The 21452-nt window shown below is 67.4% G+C and carries 19 protein-coding genes and 1 pseudogene; 5 read left to right on the top strand and 15 right to left on the bottom strand.

The window, feature by feature from the left end; all coding sequences use genetic code 11:
• Nucleotides 1-9 precede the first annotated feature (9 nt).
• From AC5Y3P_RS19255 to AC5Y3P_RS19270, 4 genes are read right to left on the bottom strand one after another with little or no spacing between them, the layout of a single operon-like run.
• A complete protein-coding gene (locus AC5Y3P_RS19255) occupies nt 10-1878 on the bottom strand; it encodes an FAD-binding protein (protein WP_500047531.1) in 1869 nt (622 codons plus the stop codon).
• Nucleotides 1875-2813 carry a 3-carboxyethylcatechol 2,3-dioxygenase gene (locus tag AC5Y3P_RS19260; protein WP_500047532.1) on the bottom strand — a complete coding sequence of 313 codons (939 nt, stop codon included), beginning with the start codon at nt 2811-2813 and terminating at the stop codon, nt 1875-1877. Before AC5Y3P_RS19260 ends, AC5Y3P_RS19255 begins: the two co-directional genes overlap by 4 nt.
• Nucleotides 2749-4464, bottom strand: coding sequence for a bifunctional 3-(3-hydroxy-phenyl)propionate/3-hydroxycinnamic acid hydroxylase (locus AC5Y3P_RS19265; RefSeq protein ID WP_500047533.1), 1716 nt, complete (start codon nt 4462-4464; stop codon nt 2749-2751). The genes AC5Y3P_RS19260 and AC5Y3P_RS19265 overlap by 65 nt, the downstream gene beginning before the upstream one ends.
• Nucleotides 4461-5327 (bottom strand): alpha/beta fold hydrolase, encoded by an 867-nt coding sequence (locus AC5Y3P_RS19270; protein ID WP_500047534.1) that lies wholly within the window; start codon nt 5325-5327, stop codon nt 4461-4463. The genes AC5Y3P_RS19265 and AC5Y3P_RS19270 overlap by 4 nt, the downstream gene beginning before the upstream one ends.
• Nucleotides 5328-5433: 106 nt before the next feature.
• On the opposite strand from AC5Y3P_RS19270, the gene AC5Y3P_RS19275 reads away from it, so the two are divergent.
• Together AC5Y3P_RS19275 and AC5Y3P_RS19280 are read left to right on the top strand one after the other, a co-directional pair.
• Nucleotides 5434-6153 carry an IclR family transcriptional regulator gene (locus tag AC5Y3P_RS19275; RefSeq protein WP_500047535.1) on the top strand — a complete coding sequence of 240 codons (720 nt, stop codon included), beginning with the start codon at nt 5434-5436 and terminating at the stop codon, nt 6151-6153.
• A 27-nt stretch (nt 6154-6180) separates the two neighbouring features.
• Nucleotides 6181-7800, top strand: coding sequence for an FAD-dependent oxidoreductase (locus AC5Y3P_RS19280; protein WP_500047536.1), 1620 nt, complete (start codon nt 6181-6183; stop codon nt 7798-7800).
• A 248-nt stretch (nt 7801-8048) separates the two neighbouring features.
• Here AC5Y3P_RS19280 and AC5Y3P_RS19285 read toward each other — a convergent pair whose 3' ends face one another.
• Nucleotides 8049-9611, bottom strand: a complete 1563-nt coding sequence (locus AC5Y3P_RS19285) for an AMP-binding protein (RefSeq protein WP_500047537.1) — start codon at nt 9609-9611, stop codon at nt 8049-8051.
• 129 nt (nt 9612-9740) lie between these two features.
• On the opposite strand from AC5Y3P_RS19285, the gene AC5Y3P_RS19290 reads away from it, so the two are divergent.
• The 3 genes from AC5Y3P_RS19290 to AC5Y3P_RS19300 all read left to right on the top strand — a co-directional run bounded on the left by AC5Y3P_RS19290 (nt 9741) and on the right by AC5Y3P_RS19300 (nt 11846).
• Nucleotides 9741-10211 carry an Rv2576c family protein gene (locus AC5Y3P_RS19290; protein WP_500047538.1) on the top strand — a complete coding sequence of 157 codons (471 nt, stop codon included), beginning with the start codon at nt 9741-9743 and terminating at the stop codon, nt 10209-10211.
• 190 nt (nt 10212-10401) lie between these two features.
• On the top strand, nt 10402-11178 hold the full coding sequence (locus AC5Y3P_RS19295) for an Rv1363c family protein (protein ID WP_500047539.1): 777 nt from the start codon (nt 10402-10404) through the stop codon (nt 11176-11178).
• The gene (locus tag AC5Y3P_RS19300) at nt 11175-11846 is read left to right on the top strand and encodes a hypothetical protein (protein WP_500047540.1); all 672 of its coding nucleotides are present in this window, start codon (nt 11175-11177) and stop codon (nt 11844-11846) included. The genes AC5Y3P_RS19295 and AC5Y3P_RS19300 overlap by 4 nt, the downstream gene beginning before the upstream one ends.
• 79 nt (nt 11847-11925) lie before the next feature.
• On the opposite strand, the gene AC5Y3P_RS19305 is transcribed toward AC5Y3P_RS19300, so the two are convergent.
• From AC5Y3P_RS19305 to AC5Y3P_RS19350, 10 genes and pseudogenes are all read right to left on the bottom strand, one after another.
• A complete protein-coding gene (locus tag AC5Y3P_RS19305) occupies nt 11926-12375 on the bottom strand; it encodes a hypothetical protein (RefSeq protein WP_500047554.1) in 450 nt (149 codons plus the stop codon).
• Nucleotides 12376-12441: 66 nt separating this feature from the next.
• Nucleotides 12442-12864, bottom strand: a complete 423-nt coding sequence (locus AC5Y3P_RS19310) for a hypothetical protein (protein ID WP_500047541.1) — start codon at nt 12862-12864, stop codon at nt 12442-12444.
• A gap of 62 nt (nt 12865-12926) precedes the next feature.
• Entirely contained in the window at nt 12927-13427 is a 501-nt protein-coding gene (locus AC5Y3P_RS19315; protein WP_500047542.1) for an Rv2253/PknI dimerization domain-containing protein, read from the bottom strand.
• A gap of 32 nt (nt 13428-13459) precedes the next feature.
• On the bottom strand, nt 13460-15085 hold the full coding sequence (locus AC5Y3P_RS19320) for an MCE family protein (protein ID WP_500047543.1): 1626 nt from the start codon (nt 15083-15085) through the stop codon (nt 13460-13462).
• Nucleotides 15085-16422 (bottom strand): MCE family protein, encoded by a 1338-nt coding sequence (locus tag AC5Y3P_RS19325; RefSeq protein ID WP_500047544.1) that lies wholly within the window; start codon nt 16420-16422, stop codon nt 15085-15087. The genes AC5Y3P_RS19320 and AC5Y3P_RS19325 overlap by 1 nt, the downstream gene beginning before the upstream one ends.
• Nucleotides 16419-17924: an MCE family protein gene (locus tag AC5Y3P_RS19330; protein WP_500047545.1), complete on the bottom strand. Its 1506-nt coding sequence runs from the start codon at nt 17922-17924 to the stop codon at nt 16419-16421. Before AC5Y3P_RS19330 ends, AC5Y3P_RS19325 begins: the two co-directional genes overlap by 4 nt.
• Nucleotides 17921-19015 carry an MCE family protein gene (locus AC5Y3P_RS19335; RefSeq protein ID WP_500047546.1) on the bottom strand — a complete coding sequence of 365 codons (1095 nt, stop codon included), beginning with the start codon at nt 19013-19015 and terminating at the stop codon, nt 17921-17923. The genes AC5Y3P_RS19330 and AC5Y3P_RS19335 overlap by 4 nt, the downstream gene beginning before the upstream one ends.
• 37 nt (nt 19016-19052) lie before the next feature.
• Nucleotides 19053-20081 carry an MCE family protein gene (locus AC5Y3P_RS19340; RefSeq protein WP_500047547.1) on the bottom strand — a complete coding sequence of 343 codons (1029 nt, stop codon included), beginning with the start codon at nt 20079-20081 and terminating at the stop codon, nt 19053-19055.
• Nucleotides 20078-21298, bottom strand: a complete 1221-nt coding sequence (locus AC5Y3P_RS19345; RefSeq protein WP_500047548.1) for an MCE family protein — start codon at nt 21296-21298, stop codon at nt 20078-20080. The genes AC5Y3P_RS19340 and AC5Y3P_RS19345 overlap by 4 nt, the downstream gene beginning before the upstream one ends.
• Before the next feature lie 12 nt (nt 21299-21310).
• A pseudogene (locus AC5Y3P_RS19350) lies at nt 21311-21452 on the bottom strand (ABC transporter permease); the annotation flags it as partial.

Consider the following 21452-nt stretch of genomic DNA (forward strand, 5'->3'; position numbering starts at 1 on the left):
GGTGCCTCCTCAAGGCTTACTGACGTCTTTGTTGCCGACTGGGTGGGGGTCTATGGGGTCATTGCGGGCTATTCCGTTGTCAGCAGCGGGATCTGGTCCCGCCGCGGGCTCCGGCTTCGGCGTGGCCGACGGGTCGGCCGGCAGCTGTCCGGCGGCGTGTCGGGCCGCCACGTAACCGAAGGTCATGGCCGGGCCGATGGTGGCACCGGCACCGGCGTAACTGCGGCCCATCACCGCAGCCGACGCATTGCCCACCGCGTACAACCCGTCGATCACGCTGTCGTCGTCGCGCAGCACCCGGGCGAATTCGTCGGTGCGTAGTCCGCCGGAGGTGCCCAGGTCGCCCAGAATGATCTGGAACGCCAGGTAGGGGCCACGTCCCAGCGGGTACAGGTTCGGGTTGGGCAGCGTGGGATCGCCATAGTAGTTGTCGTAGGCGCTGTCGCCGCGGTTGAAGTCGTCGTCGTGGCCGCCTCGAGCCAACTCGTTGAACCGCTCGGCGGTGCGGCGCAACGCAGCCGGCGGCACGTCGATGGCCGTGGCGAGTTCTTCGAAAGTGTCGGCCTGCTTGACGATTCCGGAATCCAGCCAGGCCTTGGGCACCTTCCAGCCGGTCGGCACCGGTGCGAACGGAATCTTGGGCAGCGGCAGGTGTCCGCCCACGACGTAGCGGTGGAACGAGCGGATGTCGGTGATCAACCAGCACGGGATGTGGGTGACACCGCCGAGTTGTCCGTCGATCATGGCGTGCGCAAAGTCCATGTAGGGCGCGGCCTCGTTGATGAACCGCTCCCCGGCGCCGTTGACGATGAACTGCGCGGGCATCATCCGCTCGTTGAGCATGAACTGCAATCGGCCGTCCGGCCAGCACATCGCCGGGAACCACCAGGCCTCGTCGAGCAACTCGGTGGCCGCACCCACCTTCTGGCCGGCCCGGATCCCGTCGCCGGTGGCGGCCGGGTTGCCGAAGCTCCAGTCCTGGCCCGCGCCGGCCATTTCGGTGACCCGGTCGAGCACCGGCAATTCCTTGCGCCGCCAGTCCATGTCGTGGTCGAACCCGCCGGCGGCGATGATCACCCCGCGGCGCGCCCCGACCCGCACCGGGGTGCCGTCGCGGTCGACCAGGGCGCCCACCACCCGGGCGTCGGGCCCGTCGGAGTCGGTGAGCAGTTCGGTCATCGGGGCGTCCAGCCACAGCGGCACGTCGTGCTCACGCAGCGCGAGCCGCAGCCGGGCGGCCAGCGACTGTCCGATCGCGGCCATCCGGTCGCCGAAGACGTGTGCCCGGACCATCCGCCAGATCAACTTGAGCAGTACGGCCTTGCCGCGCCAGTTCTGCCGGACCTGGTAGAACAGCCGAAGGTCCTTGGGTGCGAACCAGATTCCGCGTGGGGCCATGGCCAGCGGGGTCAGCAGGTTGGCTTCGTCCTCGCCCAGCTTGCGCAGGTCGATGGCGTCGACGTTGATGGTGCTGCCCAGCGGCGAGCCGCCGGGCAGCTCCGGGTAGTAGTCGGCGTAGCCAGGTTTCCAGACGAATTCACACCACGAGCTGCGCTGCTCGAGAAAGTCCAGCATCTGCGGCGCGGCCTCGACGTAGGTGCGCAGCCGGGCGTCGCTGACCAGCCCGTCGGTGATCTGCCGAAGGTAATCGAAGGTCGCGTCCGGGTCGGGGGTGTAGCCCTGCCGGCGCTGCGCCGAGGCCCCCGGCACCCACAGTCCACCACCGGAGAGCGCAGTGGAACCGCCGAACTGCGCGGACTTCTCCACGATCAGCGCGTCCAGGCCGGCGGCCTGGGCGGTCAGTCCTGCGGTCATGCCGCCGCCACCGGAGCCGATGATCAGGACGTCGACGACGTGGTCGAATTCCGGGTGGGTCATGCCGGCACCGCCGTCCGGATCGCGAAGCCGGCGATCAGCTCGGGCGCGGCGCGGTAGTAGCGCAGCCCGGTGCGGTACTCCCCGGCTGCAGCCAGTGCGGCGAACGCCGCGATCCAGGTTCGTACTTCATGCGCGGAGTTGCCCGCGACACTTGCCATCCGTGCGGTATCCCATCCGTCGACTGCGGCCAGTTCGTTGGCATCGAGCAGGGCCAGAAACTCGTTGTCCCAGTCCGGGTTCAGCGGCTGCAGCGAGCTCTGGCCGTGCGCGAAATCGTGTGCGGCGTTGATCACCGCGGTCTGCCGGGCGGCGCGCTGCTCGGCGGTCATCGGTGCGCCGCGCACGATCCGGTCCAGCGCCGCGGCCGGCGCCGTCGCCAAGGTGGGCACCGGCGGATCATGCGACAACCCACCGGATCCGATCACCAACACCCGCTTGGACAGCGTGCCCAGGAAGGTCCCGATCGCGGTGCCCAGCGCACGTACCCGGCGCACCGGGCCCAGCGGCACGGCCACCGAGTTGACGAACACCGGCACGATCGGCACCGCGGTGGCGTCCCCGAACAGCGCCTGCAGCGGTTGCACCGTGCCGTGGTCGACGTCCATACCGGCCGACAGCGCGACGTCGACGTCGGCGTCCAGCACGGCCGCGGCGAGCGCGTTGGCGACCTCGGCGTCGACGTTCAGCGGCCCGGACTGGGTGCCGTAGTCACCGACGCCGGAGGCCGCCGTGCCGATGCAGAATGGCGGCATGCACCGGTAGAAGAATCCGTTGTAGTGGTCGGGAGCGAAGATCACCACGAGTTCGGGGTCGAAGTCGGTGGCGAACTGGCGCGCCTGTGCGATTTGGCCGTTGATGTCGTCGAGCAGCTCAGCTGACGGTCCCGGTAGGTTCAACAGCGGGCTGTGCGACATGCAGCACAGGGCCAGAGGCATCGGCGTCACCCCCCTTCGAGCCGGCGTCGGAACGCAGCGACAGCGCGCTGTGCAGCGCCCTGCCCACCTCGGCGGACCGTTGCGCGATACAGGCCGCGGCGATGCAGCGGTCCGGCCGCACGAACAGCACCGACTCCCGGCGGGCATCGAAGAAGCTCTTCAGCGCCCCGGTCCGGTCGCCGATCACCGTGACGCCCCAATCCGGTTGGGTGTCATCACGATCCCAGTGCAGCTGGTTGACCGGCCGGATCTCACCGAACGTCGCGCCGAGGGCCTGCCAGCGGGCGAACTCGTCTTCGCCGAGCAGCCGGCGCGGGTCGTTGTTCCAGGCCAGCACCGCGAAGCCGGGGCCGATCACGTCGTCGAGCAACACGTCGCGCTGCTCGCGGGTATCGACACGCGGCTGGATGAACAAGGTGCCGACCACCGAGTCCGGGGCCGGCGGCGTGCTGTCGTGCAGCACCGCGCCGGCGTCGTAGCGTGGCATCGGCTTGAACCGCATCTCGAGCACGTAGCGGCGCAACGTCGGAACGATCGAGGCACCGCGGATCACGATGTCGCGCAACGAGGCAACGCGCCGGTTGGTCGGCGAGATGACCCGGCCCACCATGGTGGACAAGTCGATCATGGCGCGAGCGTGCTTGCGCCGTTCGGTGTCGTAGCTGTCCAGCAGCGCGTCGTCGGCTTGCCCCCGGACCACCGCGGCCAGTTTCCAGCCCAGGTTGGCCGCATCGCGGATACCGCTGTTGTAGCCCTGGCCCTGCCACACCGGCATCAGGTGCGCGGCGTCGCCGGCCAGCAGGATCCGGCCTTTGCGGAACGCGCCGGCAATCCGGGAGTGATGCGTGTAGACCCGGTGCCGGATGATGTCGACCCGGTCCGGGTGCGGCACGAAGGTGGACAGCAGCTTGGCCACGAACGCTGGGTCTGAGGCCATCTCGTCGGTCTCGTCGGCGTGGATCATGAACTCGAACCGGCGGATTCCGTGCGCGATCGAGATCGAGGCGTACGGCCGCTGCGGGTCGGCGCCGACCTCGCTGTTCGGGTGTCCGAGTGGATCGTTGGCCAGATCGATGACCACCCACCGGGTCGGCGAGGTGGTGCCCTCGAACGACACGTCCATCAGCCGCCGGGTCGCGCTGCGGCCGCCGTCGCAGCCGACCAGGTATTGCGCCCGCACCGCCGAGCCGTCGGCCAGTTGCACCGTGATGCCGTCGGAATCCTCGGCGCAGCCCGACATCTGGGCGCCCCAGCGCACGTTGACGTGCTCGAAGCGCGCCAGGCCGGCGTGCAACTCGGCGTCCACCAGCGGCTGCACGAAGCCGTTGCGTTTGGGCCAGCCGAACCGGGCATCCGGTGGCGCCATCTCGACCAGCAGTTTGCGGTGCCGGTCGAAGAATCGCAGGATCTGGTTGGGCACGATGTGCGGCAGGATCGCGTCGACCAGGCCGATCGACTGGAAGGTGCGCAGCGACTCGTCGTCCAGACCCACCCCGCGCGGGTAGTCGATCAGGGTTTCGCGTTCCTCGACGATCAAGGTCCGAACACCTTGTTGGCCAAGCGCATTGGCCAGGGTCAAACCCACCGGCCCGGCGCCGACGATCAGGACGTCGACGTCACGGTCGTCCGGGTCGACCCGCGCTGCGGTCATGACCGCCCCAGCAGGAAGTCCAGGTGCAGCTGGTTGAACCGCTTGGGATCCTCGTATTGCGGCCAGTGCCCGCAGCCGTCCATCACCTCGAACCGGGCGCCCGGGATCATCGACGCGATCCGGCTGCCCTCACTGACGTCGGCGGTCGGGTCGTCGCTGGTCCACAACACCAGGGTGGGCGCGGTGATGGCGCCGTATTCGTTGGGGCCCATCAGGTTCCGGGCCCGGAACTCGGGATCCTGCAGCGCCATGATGTCGCTCATGGCGTCGATGAAGCCGGGCTGACGGTAGATCCGCTGCCGGCTGGCCACGATGTCGTCGTAGTCCTTGGACTTGTCGGCCATCAGCCACTTGATCCGGGCCTGCACGGTCTCCCAGCTGGGTTCGCGCACCGCGGCCATCGACAACGTGATGATCCGCTGCATCACCTCCGGGTCGGCCTGCGAACCGCCGGCGGTGTTGAGCACCAGTCGTTCGATCCGGTCCGGGTGGTCACTGGCCGCACGGGATGCCACCCAGCCGCCCAGGGATTCGCCGGACAGATGGACCTTGTCGGCGCCGATGGCGTCGAAAACCGCCAGCAGGTGCTCGACGTAGTGCGAGATCTCCAGCGGGTGGCCGGGCTTGTCGGTGTAGCCGTGGCCGAGCATGTCGATCGACCAGGTGCAGAAGTGCTCGGCGTGCGATTCCAGGTTGCGCACGTAGGCCTCGGCGTGCCCGCCGGAGCCGTGCAACAACACCAGCGCCGGCTTGTCGGCATCCCCGGCCTGCAGGTAGCGCGTGCGTACACCGTTGGCGTTCAGATATCCCTGCGAGAACGGAACCCCCTGAAGGTCGCTCCAAATGCTCTCGAACTCAGCCACGAAAGGCCCCTCTGCCTGCGATTACGTCATTCTCTTTTCTCGACATCGATCTGTGCTAAAATCGCACATCGATGTGCACTATGTATAGAGCATCACTCTCGAGCTGATGTCTGTCAAGGGAGGATCCGGCCAATCCGGCCGGGAAACACCGCCGACCAGCGCACCGGGATCCCAGACCCTGGCGCGCGGTTTGACTGCGCTGCAGGCCGTGGCCAACACCCCGGGCGGACTGACCGTGCAGCAGGTCGCCGACAAGGTCGGCGTGCACCGCACCATCGCCTATCGGCTGCTGTCCACGCTGGCCCAGTTCCGGATGGTGACCAAGGGCGAGGACGGCCGCTACCGGTCGGGCGCCGGCCTGGCGGCGCTCGGCGCGTCGTTCGACAACAACCTGCGCCAGATCTGTCTGCCGCGGTTGCGCGAGCTGGCCGACGAATTGTCCACCACCGTTTCGCTGTTGGTCGCCGAAGGCGATCAGCAGGTGGCCGTCGCGGTGATCGTCCCGACCGCGGTGTCCTATCAGCTGTCCTTCCACGAGGGCAGCCGCTATCCGTTGGACCGCGGTGCGGCCGGGATCGCGCTGCTGGCCAGCATGCCGCCCACACCGAACGAACGCGACCTGGTCACCTTGACCCGGGAGCGCGGTTGGGTCATCACGCACGGTGAGATCGAACCGAACACGTTCGGTCTGGCGGTCTCGGTGCCGCGACTGCCGCCGGCCCCCGCGACCTGCCTGAACCTGATCAGCCACCGCGAAGACGTCGTCGAACGCGGCCGCGACGCGCTGATCCGGGCCGCTGAAGAACTCTCGGCCATCCTGGCCTGAGCCGTAACCACCGAAAGGATTGGCACCGTGACCAATTGGGACCACGAAGCAGACGTCGTCGTACTCGGTACCGGTGCTGCCGGGCTGACGGCGGCGTTGGCTGCCGCGGCCGGCGGGGCGAGCGTGGGCCTCTACGAGAAGTCCGACACCGTCGGTGGCACCACCGCGGTCTCCGGCGGCATCGCCTGGATTCCCGCGCACGACAAGGCCGAAGGACTGACCGTCGAAGACGCCATGGCCTACCTGCGGGCGCAGTCCTTCGGCGCGATGGACGAGAACCTGGTGGAGACCTTCGTGCGCACCGGGCCGACCATGATCGACTTCGTGGAGTCGCACAGCGACCTGCGCTTCCAGATCGCGACCGGCTTCCCGGATTACAAGCCCGAGCTGCCCGGCGGTCGCCCCGGCGGTGGGCGCTCGTTGGGTCCGGCGCCCTACGACCTGGACCGGGTGGCCGGCTGGGGCGACCGGATCACCGCATTCCCGGCCGATTTCAGCAACGTCGGACTGGATGCCGAAACCCGCGCCCGGTTGCACGCCGACATCGGCGCTGATTCTCCCAACCTGGTGGTGGCCGGTATGGCGTTGATCGCAAGCCTGCTGCGCGGCCTGCTGGACCGCGGCGTGAACCCGGAAACCAATTGCCGGGCAGTCGAATTGATTGCTGAACAGGGCCGCATCGCCGGCGTTCGGATCGAACGTGACGGCGAGGTTTTCACCGTCGGCGCCCGCCGCGGTGTGGTGCTGGCCGCCGGCGGCTTCGAATGGGACCCGGCGCTGGTGGAGGCGTTCCTGCGCGGGCCGATGCACGGGCCGGTGTCCCCGCCGAACAACACCGGCGACGCGCTGCGGATGGCCATGGCGCACGGTGCCGACCTGGCCAACATGTGTGAGGCGTGGTGGGTTCCGGTGATCCAGATCCCCGGCGACATCCTGGGCGGCCAGCAGCGCAGCCGCAGTGTGCGACTGGAACGGACCCGTCCGCGCAGCATCATCGTCAACCGCGCCGGACGCCGGTTCATCAACGAGGCCTGTGACTACAACTCGATGGCCGGAGCATTCCAGTACCTGCACCCGCGCGACGGCTACGTCAACGACCCGGCCTGGATCGTGTTCGACGACCAACACCTCAAGCGGTACGGCTTCCTCGGGGTGCCGCCGGGCGGCGAGCCACTGGACTGGTTCTGCAAGTCCGCCGATCTGGCCGAACTCGGTGAGCGCACCGGCATTGACGCCGACGGGCTGGCCCGCACCATCGCCGACTGGAACGCCAACGTCGGCGTCGACGATCCGAGCGATCCGGACTTCGGCCGCGGCGCCAGCGCTTACGACGGCTACTGGGGTGACCCGGACGCCGCGACCCCGGCCGGGCAGACCCTGGGCCCGCTGGACACCGCGCCGTACTACGCGGTGCCGGTGGCACTCGGTGCGATGGGCACCAAGGGCGGGCCGCGTACCGACCGCGACGGCCGGGTGCTGCATGTCAGCGGTGCGCCGATCGACGGCCTGTACGCCGCGGGCAATGCCATGGCCGGAGTGACCGGCCGCGCCTACGGCGGTGCCGGCGGCACCATCGGCCCGGCCATGGTGTTCGGCTTCCGGGCCGGCCACCATGCGGCCAGCGGCAAGTCCGCGCCGACGATCTAGGGGTCCAGGACGCCCGTCGGGCTCGTGAACAGTTAATTGTGTACCGAGTTACTCGGGAAACGCGTACACAATTAACGGTTCACGAGTGCGGGCGGCGGCCGGAGACCTCACGAGTGCGGGTGGCCGAGGACCTCACGAGTGCGGGCGGCGGCCGAGGACCTCACGAGTGCGGGCGGCGGCCGGAGACCTCACGAGTGCGGGTGGCGGCCGGGCACCTCACGAGTGCGGGCGGCGGCGGGCACCTCACGCTAGCCGCTACCCTCGCGGACCATCTGCCGCACCAGGTATTTCTGCACCTTCCCACTGGCAGTGCGCGGGAAGTCCTCGACCTGACGCAGTTCCTCCGGCCACTTCTGCCGGGCCATACCGGCGGCCTGGAAGTGCGCGCACACCGCGTCGAGGTCGGGCAGGTCATGTCCGGGCAGCATGCGCAGCAGCGCGGTGGCGTGCTCGCCGTACTTGGCATCCGCTGCGGCCACGACAACGGCTTCGGCCACCCCGGGCACGGTCAGCAGTACCTCTTCGACCTCGACCGCGCTGATGTTCTCACCACCGCGAATGATGATGTCGGACTTGCGATCGGTGATGGTCAGATAGCCGTCCTCATCGAGCACGCCGATGTCGCCGGTGTGGTACCAACCGTCGTCGTCGAACGCCCGCGCGGTCAACGCGTCATCGGTGTAACCCAGGCACAGATCCGGCCCGCGCGAACAGATCTCGCCGTCCTCGGCCAGCCGGATCTCCACCCCGGACAGCGCGCAGCCGTCGGTGTACAGCCGCTTGGCCTCGGCGGCGTCGTAACGCGAGCCGGTGATCGACGGGTGCTCGGTGCTGCCGTAGGACCGGTACACGTTGATGCCCATGTCGTTGAGCCGGCGGGTCACCGCGATCGGCACGGTGGAACCGCCCAGCCCAACCGAGCGCACCCCGGTCAGATGCTCGGGGGTGAAGTCGGGGTGCTCGAGCAGACTGGTCACGAAATACGGCGGTCCACCACCGACGGCCAGCCCGTCGCTCTTCATCAGTGCCAACGCCAGACCGGGATCCCACACGTCGGCGATGTTGATCGGGTGCCGCGACAGCACCGGCATCAGCAGCGCACCGACCATGCCGATGAAGTGCCCGACCGGGGTGGCGATCAGCTGTTTGCCGGCATCCGGTGGCTGCTGGCCGACCAGCTGATGGGTCTCGTGCACCAGCCCCTGATGGCTGTGGATCACGCCCTTGGGGGCGTTGGTGGTACCCGAGGTGTAGGCGATCAACGTAGGCCCGGCCGGGTCGGTACGCGCCACACCGGACATCGGCTCGTCGTCGAGCAGATCGTAGAAGTCGACGACGCCGGGGTGGGTGCGGGTCAGGCCCACCACCCCGACCACCGGCACGTCGGCCGCGACGTCGGGTTCGAAGCTCATCCGGCCGAAGGACTCGGCGGTGATGAACACCTTGGGCTTGGCGTCGGCCAGGATGTGGGTCAGTTCCTTGCGGCCGTAGAAATGCACGATCGGCACCACCACCGCGCCCAACAGCGCCGAGGCCCAGAAACTCGCCGCGGCCTCCATCCAGTTCGGCAGTTGCATGGCCACCACGTCGCCGGGTTGCACGCCGCGCTGTGCCAGGCCGGCGGCCAGCCGTCGCGCGGTGTGCTCGACGTCGGCGAACGTCCCGCTGTACGGACGCACCGAGGAGTGCACTCGGAAGTCGAGATCCGGGGCGGCCGCCAAACCTTCGGCCAGCAGATCCCCCAGGGTGTCCGGCGTCCACCAGCCCTGCTGCTGGTAGCGCTCGACGAGTTCGGCAGGAACGACGCGCATGGTTTCAGTGCACCTCCAGAGTTGGATACTCTATTCTCCAGTGAAGAGAATGCCAATTTCAACGATGGTCGCAGACCACCTGCCGGGAATCGGCTGCGACGCCGGATAACCACGTCTTAGGATTCGGAAATGCAGTTATCAAGGGCGCTGCCGCTCCTGACCGTCGCCGCTACCACCGCCCTGGTGCTGTCGGCCAGCCCCGCCCACGCCGACGACGACCCGCCACCGGCTGATCCGGCCGCCGCGCCGGTCGCCCCCGCGCCGGCGCTGCACCACGTCAAGTACACCGTCGGCGCCAGTGAACACGTGCGCGCCGATATCTACTACCGCGAGGTCGACCCGCCGAACTTCGCCGAGTACAGCCACAACCCCTATAAGTACAGTCCCAAGGCGATCGCCGAGCTGGGCCCGGGCAAACCGTGGGTGTTCGAAACGCAACTGGCCAGCCCGGAGGATTGGGCCATGGTGGTGGTCTCGGTGACCGACTTCCATCCCGGCCTGGATGCGACCGGCTTCGTGTGCGAACTGCGTGTCGACGGCGAGGTGCGGGCCACCGACGCCGGCCCCAAGGGGGCGCTGTGCTCGCTGCGAACGTGGTGATCCGCGACCGGGGCTCGGTGCGCGTCATTTCCCCTGGCTAACCGCGTGCGGAAGTCCGGTATCGTCGGTTCGGTACCGTGGGGGCGGTTGCCGGCCAGACCAGCCGGGCAACGAAATCTGAAATCAATGCTCAATCACGTCATGCTCAAGGCCATCTCCTTGATGCACGGTGCACAACGGAGGAGGTCGAATGCCGTTCCGCAAGAAAAGCGATGAACCGGTAGCCGACGAAACCCCAGATGGCCAGCCGGCCGGCGGCGACGACCAGCTGACGCTGGCCGAAGCCGAAGCCGCGGCAGCCGAGGCCGAGGCCCGCGCCGCCGCGGCGCGCGCCCAGGCCATCCGGTTACGGGAGCAGGCCAGCGCAACGGCGACCACGCAGGACGCGACCGTCAGCGTGGCCACCGACGGCGCGCAGGACTATGACGAAGCAGTGCCGGTCGGGGTTGACACCGACGAGGGCAAACGCGCGCGCAGCATCTGGCAGCCGCTGCGCTGGGTCGCGGGCACGCTGACGGTACTGGCCATCGCCGCGCTGATCACGCTCAGCGTGCTGATGATCCGGCACCACCACGACGTGTCCGATCGGCAGCAGCGTGCCGCCGAATACATCGCGGCCGGTCGGCAGGGCGTGGTGACACTGATGTCGTTGAACTTCAACAGCATCGACGAGGACATCCAGCGCATCCTGGACAACACCACCGGCGAATTCCGCAAGGACTTCGAGGACAAGACCAACGACTTCGTCGAGGTCGCCAAGGAATCGAAGGTCATCACCGAGGCCACCTCGACGGCAGCCGGTCTGGAATCGATGGACGGGAACGAGGCCGTCGTACTGGTCTCGGCAAGTACCAAGGTCACCAATCAGGCCGGCGCGATTCAGGAACCGCGCAGCTGGCGGCTGGTGATCCATCTGGTCCGCGAAGGCGATCAGATCAAGATGTCGAAGGTGGATTTCGCACCATGAGCAAGAACGACGACGACCGGCCGGCTACCGGCGCCGAGGACGCCACCGTGGTGGTGACCGAACCGGAAAGCGGTGCAACCGAACTCGGCGGCACCGAAGAAGCCGACGGCATCGAGACCGTCGCGTCAAGCAGCGCCGACGAGCAGCCCACCGTGGTCGCGAGCAGCACGACCGACGCCCCGTGGCGCAGGTGGATCGTCCCCATCGTGCTCACCGTGCTGTTGCTGGCTGCCGCCGGCACCACGGCCTGGCTGTACTTCTTCCAGTACCGGCCCGACCAGAAGCTCGGTGAGAGCAGCCAGAACGCAGCGCTGAGCGCAGCAGCCGACGGTGTGGTGGCGGTGCTGAGCTATTCGCCGGACAGCCTGGACGCCGACTTCGCCAACGCCAAGAGCCACCTGACCGGTGAATTCCTGGACTACTACACCGATTACACCGAGCGCGTGGTCACGCCGGCCGCCAAGGAGAAGTCGGTCAAGACCGCCGCAGCGGTCATTCGTAAGGCCTTGATCGACATCGAGCCGGACTCCGCGCGGGTGCTGATCTTCCTCAACCAGACCACCACCAGTAAGTCGATGCCGGACGGCTCCTACTCCACCAGCGCGGTGCGGGTGGGTCTGGAACGGCACGGTGACCGGTGGCTGATCTCGGCCTTCGAGCCGGTCTGACGAATCGACTCGGACCGGGTCGAACGCCACCGGCCGTCCGATCCGGATCTGGATCGAACGGCCGGGTGAAATCTGAGGTCTAGAGCCGACGCAGCGCGAAGGTCCAGGTGTTGACTCCGGGCGGACCGCCGAAGCAACCCACGTCGAAGTGCGAATCGACGTGCCCGGCAAGCGTGTTCACGTCCCAGGTGTAGGTGTCCCGGGTGGGCAGCACCTGACCGGGGCAGATCAGCCCGTCCGGCACGTCGGTGGTGAACGAATACTTGCCGTCCACCAGGTGCGCGGTACCCCCGTAGTACTCGAAGTTCTGCGGCGACGGCAACGCCTGCACGTCCACACAACCCGGCCGGTCACGGTTCAGTTCGCCGGGGATGTTGCACGGATAGACCGCCCATATCCAGGACGAATTGGCCCACCGATTGCTCAGCACGTCGTAGTTGCCGAGATTCATGTCAGCCTGCGCGGACGGGGCCAGCACTCCGGCGGCGACCACCGGTGCGGCCACCGCGCCGATCAGCGCTTTACGCAATTTCACTCCCATCTCGTTCGATTTCGGTGCGCCCAGGGGCGCTCAGCGCCCCTAAACGCACCGAAATCACAGATCGCCGCGGCGCCAACGGGATTCCCCGTCCTGCGGCACACAGCTCAGGAACAGACCGTCGGGGGCCTGAGCCACCGAGTGGTCATGCCCGGCACAGCTGGCGTTTTCTTCCTTGACGCCGTACATGATCGGCGAGCGGAACCAGCGCGGCTCGTAGCGGCGCGGAGATCCGCAGAACACCAGACGACCCGGCTGGATCGACGGCCCGGCCACCGCAACCCCGAACACGTAATAGGTGGTGTTGTTGCACGGTGCGCCGAGCACGACGTTGGGCTGGATGCCGGGTGTGCAGTCCGGGGTGTTGCAGGCCCACGGTTCGAACCCGTTGTCGGTGACCGGATCGGCCATCGCTTGCGGGGCCGCCAGCAGCACACCCGCACCTACGGCTGCCACCGCGGTGACGATCGCTGTCCGCATGGTTCCACCTTTGCATTTGCGCGCTGTGCGCCGGACCGAATTCACCGAGGCCACCGCCATTCCTAGATCCGCGCCACAGACAGCGGCATCTGGATCACCAGCGGGGTGTTGCGGCCGCACGCACCACCCACCCCGATGGTGCGCTCGTACCCGGCGAGTCGCTCGGTGCTCCCGACCGCCTGACCGTTGAGATCGATGCCCTGGAAGGTCATCCGCTGATTGCCCGGCGAGAACGTGCCATCCGGGCAGGGTTGCCAGTTCGGGATCGGCCGGTCGATGAACCAGGCGTTGATCTCGTAGCGGATCGGCGCCGACCAGCCGTGGTCGCTACTCATTTGACCCGCGCAGTCATGCGCGGTGGTGCAACTGCTGCTGATGGTCCAGATCTGGGTCTTGGTCACCTCGTCCATGAACACGTCATTGGTCTTGGCCCACACCCCGTTGGACACCGCGCGGTAGGTTCCGTTCAGCGCGAAGTCCAGGTTGGCAGTGGCCACGGGTGCCGCTGTCAGCGCCATTCCCACTGCGAGGGCCGCACCGACGGCCAAGCTACGGATACGCATCCCAACTCCCTTGTTCATCCTCCGACCACCAATTACGTCGGCATCAGATCGGTCCACGTTTCGGGCACCTCACCGGCCAGTGCCGGATTGTGCTCGAGTTTCCCGTCCGGGGTCATGTACTTCCCGGTCCGCGGGTCATAGGGCACCACCGCGACCGACGGCCCGTCACCGGTGTGCGCGGCCGGCGCGGCCGGGTTGTCCGGGGCGGCGGCCGGGGCAACCGGACCCGGTGCCGGCGCTGCCGGATCCGCAGCCGGGGCAGCCGGATCGGGAATGAAGGCATCCGGGATGTGCGGCACCTCGGGGCGCGGCAGATCCGGCGGTGTGCCCGACGGCGCCGCTCCCGGCGGTAGCGGGGTGCCCTCGGTCGGCGCGAAGATGTGGTCATTGCCGGTCACCGTGGTATCCAGCGGCAGACCCTGCGCGATCAGGTTGGGGTCGAACGGGGCGGGGCCGGTGATGTGCTGGCGCATCGCCAACGGCTGGAAGCCCCTGGGGTCATCACACAGTTCCACGGTGGGGGCCCGCTTGCCCGGGTGCTCGATGCACGGGAAGTTGCGTGCGCCGCGCACCGCGACCGGTGAGTCCTGCGGCAGTTTGCAGTACAGGCCATCGGGGGTGTCCACGATCGTGGTGTCCGCCGGTGAACGCCACTGCGTTGGCGGCAGGAAGCCGACCGTGCACGGGTTCGGGTCACCGATGGTCAAGGTGAAGTCACCGCCGCCGAGGCCCGCTGCGTTCTTGGTCGACAGACCGAAGGACTGCTGCCAGGCAATGTAGTTGGGCACCAGCACCAGGATCTGTTCCAGCGACGGGTTGTAGGTCATCAGGATGTCGCTGATTGTGGTCATGTTGCCGAGCAGCACCGGCAGCGTCGGCTTGAGGTCGGTGAGCAGACCCGAGACCTCGTCGGCGAAGCCCGGACCACGCTCCAATAGGGTGCGAATCTGCGGATCGTTGGCGTTCAACTGCCCGGTGACACCGGCCAGGCTGCGCGCCCAGGTGCGGATCGCATCGGTGCTCTGCAGCTGCGAATCCAGCAGTGGCTCACCGTCTTGCAGCAACGTCGCGAGCTCGTCGGCCACCGCGTTGCCGTCCTTGCTGATGGTCGCAGCCGAGTCGATCAGCGACTCGAAGTCATAGCCGGCACCGTTGAACGCCAGATAGGTCTCGTCGAGCAGGTCGCTGATCTTCTCCTTGGGGATGGATTCCACCATCGCGCTCAGGTTGTCCAGCATCGGCCCGACCTGCTGCGGCACCGTGACGTTCTCCCGGGCGATCACCGCGCCGTCGGCCAGGAACGGGCCGCTGTCGGTCTTGGGCCGCAGGTCCACGTACTGCTCACCGACCGCGGACACGCTGAGCACATGTGCCTGGAGGTCAGACGGGACCTTGGGTGAGCGGTTCAGCTGCAGGGTTGCGCGCGCGCCGGTGTCGGTCAGCTGCACATCGGTCACCTTGCCCAACTGCACGCCGTTGTAGGTGACGTTGGAGAACCGATACAGCCCACCGGTTTCCGGCAGGTCCAGCTTGACCGTGAGCTTTCCGACACCGAGCAGCGTGGGCAGCTGGATGTAGCTGAACAGCATCACCCCGACACCGACCACCGACGCGATCGCGAAGATGATCAGCTGACTACGAACGAAACGGGTCAGCATCAGCCACCACTTCCCTCGGTCGGGGCGTCCGGCGCGGGAGCCGGCGCTGGTGCGGGTTGGGCCGGGTTGGCAGGCTGGTCGCCGTACGGCCCGGCGAAGATCGGTCCGCCCGGCGGCGTCGGCGCCTGGTTGGGCAGCAGCGGCGGCGGCGTCACCGGCAGCACCGGCTCACTGACCGCCACCGAAAGCTCCATCGGCGCTGCGTCGGCCGGTTCGGAGATGTCCAGCGGCGGCGTGGACACCGGGTTCATCAGCGGATCGTAGGAATAGTTCAGGTACCACGGGTCACCCGGTGCGGGAACCAGTTTCGCGTTCGGGTCACCCCAGCGGGTACCCAGGAACAGGGTCCGCTTGAGCCGCGCGTAGGTCAGGTCGAACACCGCGAACATGTTCAGGTAGTCACCCTTGACACCACGCTCGAGCGCGTTGGGCCCATAGGGGAACGCGGACACGTAGGACAGCGCCGCGTTGATCTCCGGACCCACGTCGGCCAACGCGCGGATGGCCGGTTCCAGGTGTTTGAGGTCACCCACCAACTCGTCGCCGGCGTCGTTGACCAAACCGGTTGCGGTGTCGCTGAACTCACCGAGCTTCTGCAGCGCGGTGGTGAAGGTGGGCCGCTCCTTGATCAACACGTCCAAGGCCGGCGGGATTTCTCGCAATGCGCGCTCCAGCACCGGTTGCTGATCGGCGAACGTCCGGCCCAACCGGTTGAGCTGCTGGATCGAGGCGATGATGTTGTCCCGCTGACGATCCAACACACCGGTGAAATTGTCCAACCGGGTCAGCAGTTCCCGCACTTCCGGTTCCCGACCGGACATCGCGGTACTGAAGTTGTGGATGATGTCGCCGATCTGCCCCAGACCGCCGCCGTTGACCAGCACCGACAACGCCGACAGCGTCTGCTCGGTGGACGGATAGGTCGACGAGGACTCGATCGTGGTGCCGGAGGACAACCGCCCCTCCGGCTCCGCACCCACCGGCGGGTTCAGTGCCAGGTGCATCGACCCGAGCAGGCTGGTCTGGCCCACCGTGGCCACCGCGTTGGCGGGCACCACCACGCCGGGGTTGATCGACACCTCGACCTCGGCCTGCCAGTCCTGCACCGTCATCTTGCCGACGCTGCCGACCACGACGTCATTCACCATCACCGGTGAATTCGATTCCAGGGTGCCGACATTGGCCACCTTGACCACGAAGTGCTGGGCTTCGTCGCCGGTGCCCTGCACACCGGGCAGCGGCAGCGAGTTGAGCCCCTGGAAGGCGCAGCCGCTCAGCGTCACGGCTGCCGTGCAACCGATCACCAGCGCCCGACGCGCTGAACTCAGACGGCTCATGATGGCGGTGTCCCTTCGGCGGGCAGCAGGGGTCCGTCAGCCGGCGGTGCTGCCGGCGCTTCGGCGGCGGGCGGTGCCGGCGCCTCGGCAGCCGACGGTGCGGCTGCTTCCGACGGCCCGGCGGGAATCATCATCCCGTCGAACGTCGTCGTGCCGGGCGGCGGCGCACCCGGATAGATCGCGCCCGATGGGTTGGCCGGAAGTCCGTCCGGCGCGAACGCACCCGGCGGGTGCGACGGGTCGGTCCAGCCCGGTGGCGCCGGCACGTCGCCGCGCATCCCGGTGTAGGACGAGATGTCCGGTGCCTGCACAGGTGCTTGGGGCTCCTGGTTGCCCGGCATCAGATGCGGCTCGGTGTAGAGCAACCGCTCCGGTTCGGAGGATGCGGTCAGGTACGGGTTGATCGGGATCGGCATACCGTTGAAGTTCATCAGCCGCAGCGCCGGGCCGAGGTACTGCGCGCACAGCTTGGCGGTCTCCGGCGCGGTGATGTTCTCGACGCCACCGATCATGCCGCAGATGGCCTGCACCGGATCGGTGAAGTTGGCGAAACCGATCGAGCCCACCGGGGTTCCGGTCATCGGGTTGATCATGTTCAGCGTGTTGGCCATCGCGTTGGGCGTGACGTGCAGGATGTTGCGGATCGAGTCCTTCTGGTCGACCAAGATCTGGGTGACCGCAGCCAGCTTGGTGACCTGCTCGGAGGTCTCGTTGCGGGTGCCGGCGACGAACCGCTGCACCTCGCCGATCACCTCGGACAGTTCGGTGAGCGCCGAGTCCAGACTGGTCCGGCTGTCGTCGACCACGCTGGTCAAGGTCGCCAGCCGGTTTTCGAACACCACGATCTGCTCGCTGGAGCCGTGCAGCGCCGTGACGAAGGTCTGCAGTCCCGTGATGATGTCGACGATGTTGCCGCTGCCCTCGGCCAGCACCCGAGCGGCACCGGACAACTGGTGGATGGTCTCGCGCAGCTTCTCGCCGTTGCCGTCCATGGCGTTGGCCGCGCTGTCGATGAACCGCGACACCGAGGTGTCCGAAACCCCGGCCTCCGGACCGAGTTCGGTGGCCAGTCGGTTCAGCTGGGTCTTGACCTCATCCCATTCCACCGGGACCGCGGTGCGTTCCTCGGGAATGACGGCGCCGTCGGCCATGGTGGCCCCGTCACCGTTGCGGTAGGCCGGGGTGAGCTGAACGAAGCGGGCCGCCACCAGGTTCGGTGCCACGATCACCGCGCGGGCGTCCGCCGGGATCTGCACGCCGCGGTCCACCCGCAGCGTCATCTTGGTGGTCGGTCCCTGCGGTTCGATCTTGTCGATGGTGCCGACCGGCACGCCGGCCACCCGGACCTCGTCACCCGGATAGATCGCGGTGGCGGTCGGGAAGAACGCGGTGATGGTGGTCGGTTTGAACACCGTGTAGCGCAGCAGCACGGCCACTCCGGCAACCAGCGCGACCGCAAGCAGCACCGCCAAGACGGTCAGTAAAGGTTTGCGTGTCTTCATCGTGGCGGCAGATCTCCTGGCTGGGGAATTCCGTTGACCGGGAACGGGATTTCGGCCCGCGGCCCGGCGTTGTCCGGCGGCTGCCCGGCGTCGGTACCGCGTCGGAAGCCGAACGCGTAGTCGAAGAACGGCTGCATCAACTGCGGCATCAGGATGTTCGGGATGTAAGCGCTGTAGTAGAACCCGTTGGACACCGTCTCACCCTGGGTGAGCTGATACTTGGCCAGACCCGGCAGCGCCTTGGCGATGTTGTCCTTGTTGCGCAGCAGCAAGTTGTTCAGCGAATCCAGTTGATCCAGCGTCGGTTTCAACTGGGCCTCGTTGTCGTTGACCACTCCGCGCAACGCCTGCGCCACCGCCGTGGTGTTGTCCAGCAGGCTCACGATCGCCTGCCGACGCGCATCGAGCACACCCACCAGGTCGTTGGCGTTCAGGATCATGGTGTTGACCTGTTCACTGCGCTCGGCCAGGATGCCGGTGACATCGCTTGCGGTGCGCAGCAATTCGGCCAAACTCTCATTGCGGTTGTTCAGCGACTTCGACAACCGGCTCAGCCCGTCGAAGGTCGGCCCCAACTGCGGGGAGATCTGGTCCAGCGTCTCGGACAAGGTGTCCAGTGACTGGTTCAGGTCGGCGGTGTCGGTGGCTGCGGTGTTGGAGGTCAACTCGCCGACCGCGTCGGTAAGCGAGTACGGCGACGACGTCCGCGAGGTCGGGATGACGTCCAGCGGGCGTAGTGTGCCCTCCCCCGACGGTTCCAGCGCCAGCACCCGCTCACCGAGCAGGGTGCCGGTCCGGATGTGCGCGGTGGTGGTCGAACCGAGCGGGTACTTGCCGGCCAGCGTGAAGGTGACCAGGGCATCGCCGTTGTCCAACTCGATGTCCGACACCGAGCCGACCCGGATCCCGGACAGCGTCACGTCGTTGCCGTTCATCAATCCGCCGGCCTCGAGGAACCGGGCCTGGTAGCGCACCGACGTGGCCCAGGAGATCAGCCGTTCCGGCTGCAGGCCGACGGCGATCACGAGCACGATCAGGACGAAACCGAGCAGGCCGGCTTTGAGTAGTTGCTTACCGCGATACTTGAGCATCAGGAATCAGCACACCTTCGGTTGTCCGTAGCGGCGATCACGCGTTGTCCGCACATCGGCCCTCATCCTGTTTGATCCAGGGGAACACCACGGTGCGGCCCTGCAGGTCACTCGCCCGGATCTGGACACCGCACAGGTAGTACATGATGAAGCCGCCGTAGGCGCCGAGCCGGATCGCCTTGCGATAGTTATCCGGCGCCTTCTGCAGCGAGATGTCCAGCAACGCCTGATCGGAGTTGAGGTTGGTGGCCAGCCGGTTGGTCTGGGCGATCATGTTCTTCAACGGATCCCGGGCGTTGCCCAGCAGATCGGCCAGCGATGCGGTGCCGTTGTCCAGCGCCACCACCGCGTCGCCGATCGGGTCGCGGTCCTCGGACAGGCCGTTGACCAGCTTCTGCAGCCGGTCCACCGCGCCGGAGAATTTGTCGCCGTCTCGGCTCAGGGTGTCCATCACGGTGCGCAGGTCGTCGATCAGCTGCTCGATCACCGCGTTGTTGTCGGCCAGCGAGTTGGAGAACGACGAGGTGTTGGACATCAGCGACTCGATGGTGCCGCCCTGGCCCTGCATGATCTGGATCAACGACGCGGTCAGCGCGTTGACGTCGGTCGGGTTCAGGCCTTGGATCACCGGCTTGAGGCCACCCAGCAGCAGATCGAGATCCAGTGCCGGCGCGGTCCGATCAACCGGGATCTGCGAACCGGCCGCCAGCAGCCGGGTCGAGCCGGGCGAGTCCAGCAGCTCGAGGTAACGGTCACCGACCAGGTTGAGGTAGCGCACCGCGGCCTTGGTGCCGTCGGTCAGCGCGACGTGCCGGTCGGCGTCGAACTTGACCAGCACGGTGCCGTCGGACTGCAGCGAGACGTCGTCGACGGTGCCGACCCGGATACCGGCGACCCGCACGCTGTCCCCGGACTCCAACCGCGACGCATCCTTGAACACCGCCGAATACTTGGTGGTCGAACCGGTGCGCACCTCACCGAAGGTCGCGAACAGCAGCCCGGTCAACAGCAGCATCACCACCGCGAAGGCGCCGAACTTGAAGAGCGTTGAAGTCGATCGCGTCATCCGGGCATTCCTATTTGCGCGCTGTTACGAGGCGGTCCGGCGATCGGGCCGTACAACATCTGCTTGAGACCGTCGGAGTTGAGCAGGATGCCCTGGTTGCCGTACTCGTTGCGGTCGGCGCCGGTGTCGGCGACCAGGAACGGTGGCCGGAACTCCGGGGACACCTCGGGCAGACCGTAGGCCTTGCAGTAGTCGCTGTTGACGATCTCGTCGCTGAGCGACGCCGCAACCTTCGGTAGGTGGGTCGGATAGCGGTAGCGCTCGGTGCCGAGCACGAAGCTGGCGTCGAACACGATGCCGGGCACCGGGAAGTTCGGGTTCTTGGTGAACGGGATGATGCCTTCGATGCCGCAGCCCAGACCGGCGTGGTAGCGGTCCAGCAGCTGCGCGGTGGGCAACAGGTTGTGCGAGACCGCGGTCAGTGCCTCGCGGTTGCCGCCGACCACGTCCTGGCCGACGTTGGCCAACCCGGTGGCGGCCAGCAGGAAGGAGTTCAGCTCGGTCTGCTCGTCGACGATGCTGTTGGACAGCGTGCTGGTGTTGTCGACGGTGGCCGACAGGTCTTGGGCCGCGTCGGCGTAGGCGGTGAACACCGGCGGCATCATTGCCGATTCCCGCTCCAGGGTGTCCAGGCTGGGTTCGATCTTGGCCAGCCACGCGTTGAAGTCACTGATCGTCTGACCGAACTTCTCACCGCGGCCGTCGAAGGCCTTGGACACTGCGGCCAGTGTCTCGTTGAGCTTGACCGGTTCGATCTTGTCCAGCACCCGGGTCAGGTTCTGGAAGACGGTGTTGATCTCGACGGTGACGTGTTCGCCCTGCAACGTGGTGCCGGGCTGCAGCGCGCCCGCGGGCTGCTCGCCGACCGGGTCGGCCAACTGCACGAACTTGGCGCCGAACACCGTCGAGGACGCGATGTCGACGCGCACGTTGGACGGGATCTTCCGCAGGTCGTCCGGGTTCATCGCCAGATGCAGCACCGCGGTGCCGTCCGGGCGGGTCTCGATGGTGTCCACCGTGCCGACCTGAACGCCGCGCATCTTGACCTTGGCGTCCGGGTTCATCACCAGACCGGCGCGGTCCGAGATCACGGTGAGCGGCACGGTCTCGGTGAAGCTGCCGCGGAACAGACCCACGGCCACCGCGACGATGGCGACCAGCACCACCACGATGCCCAATCCGGCCAGCGGCCGAACGTATCCGTTGGATTCCCTCATGTCACCCCCGCCCTATCCGCTGAGGTTGAAGTTGCCGTTGGCGCCGTAGACCGACAGGGACACCAGCAAGGTGACCGAGACGACGACGACCAGTGAGGTGCGTACCGCGTTGCCGACCGCAGCGCCCACCCCGGACGGCCCGCCGGAGGCGAAG

The sequence above is a fragment of the Mycobacterium sp. NGS45 genome, assembly GCF_059812645.1.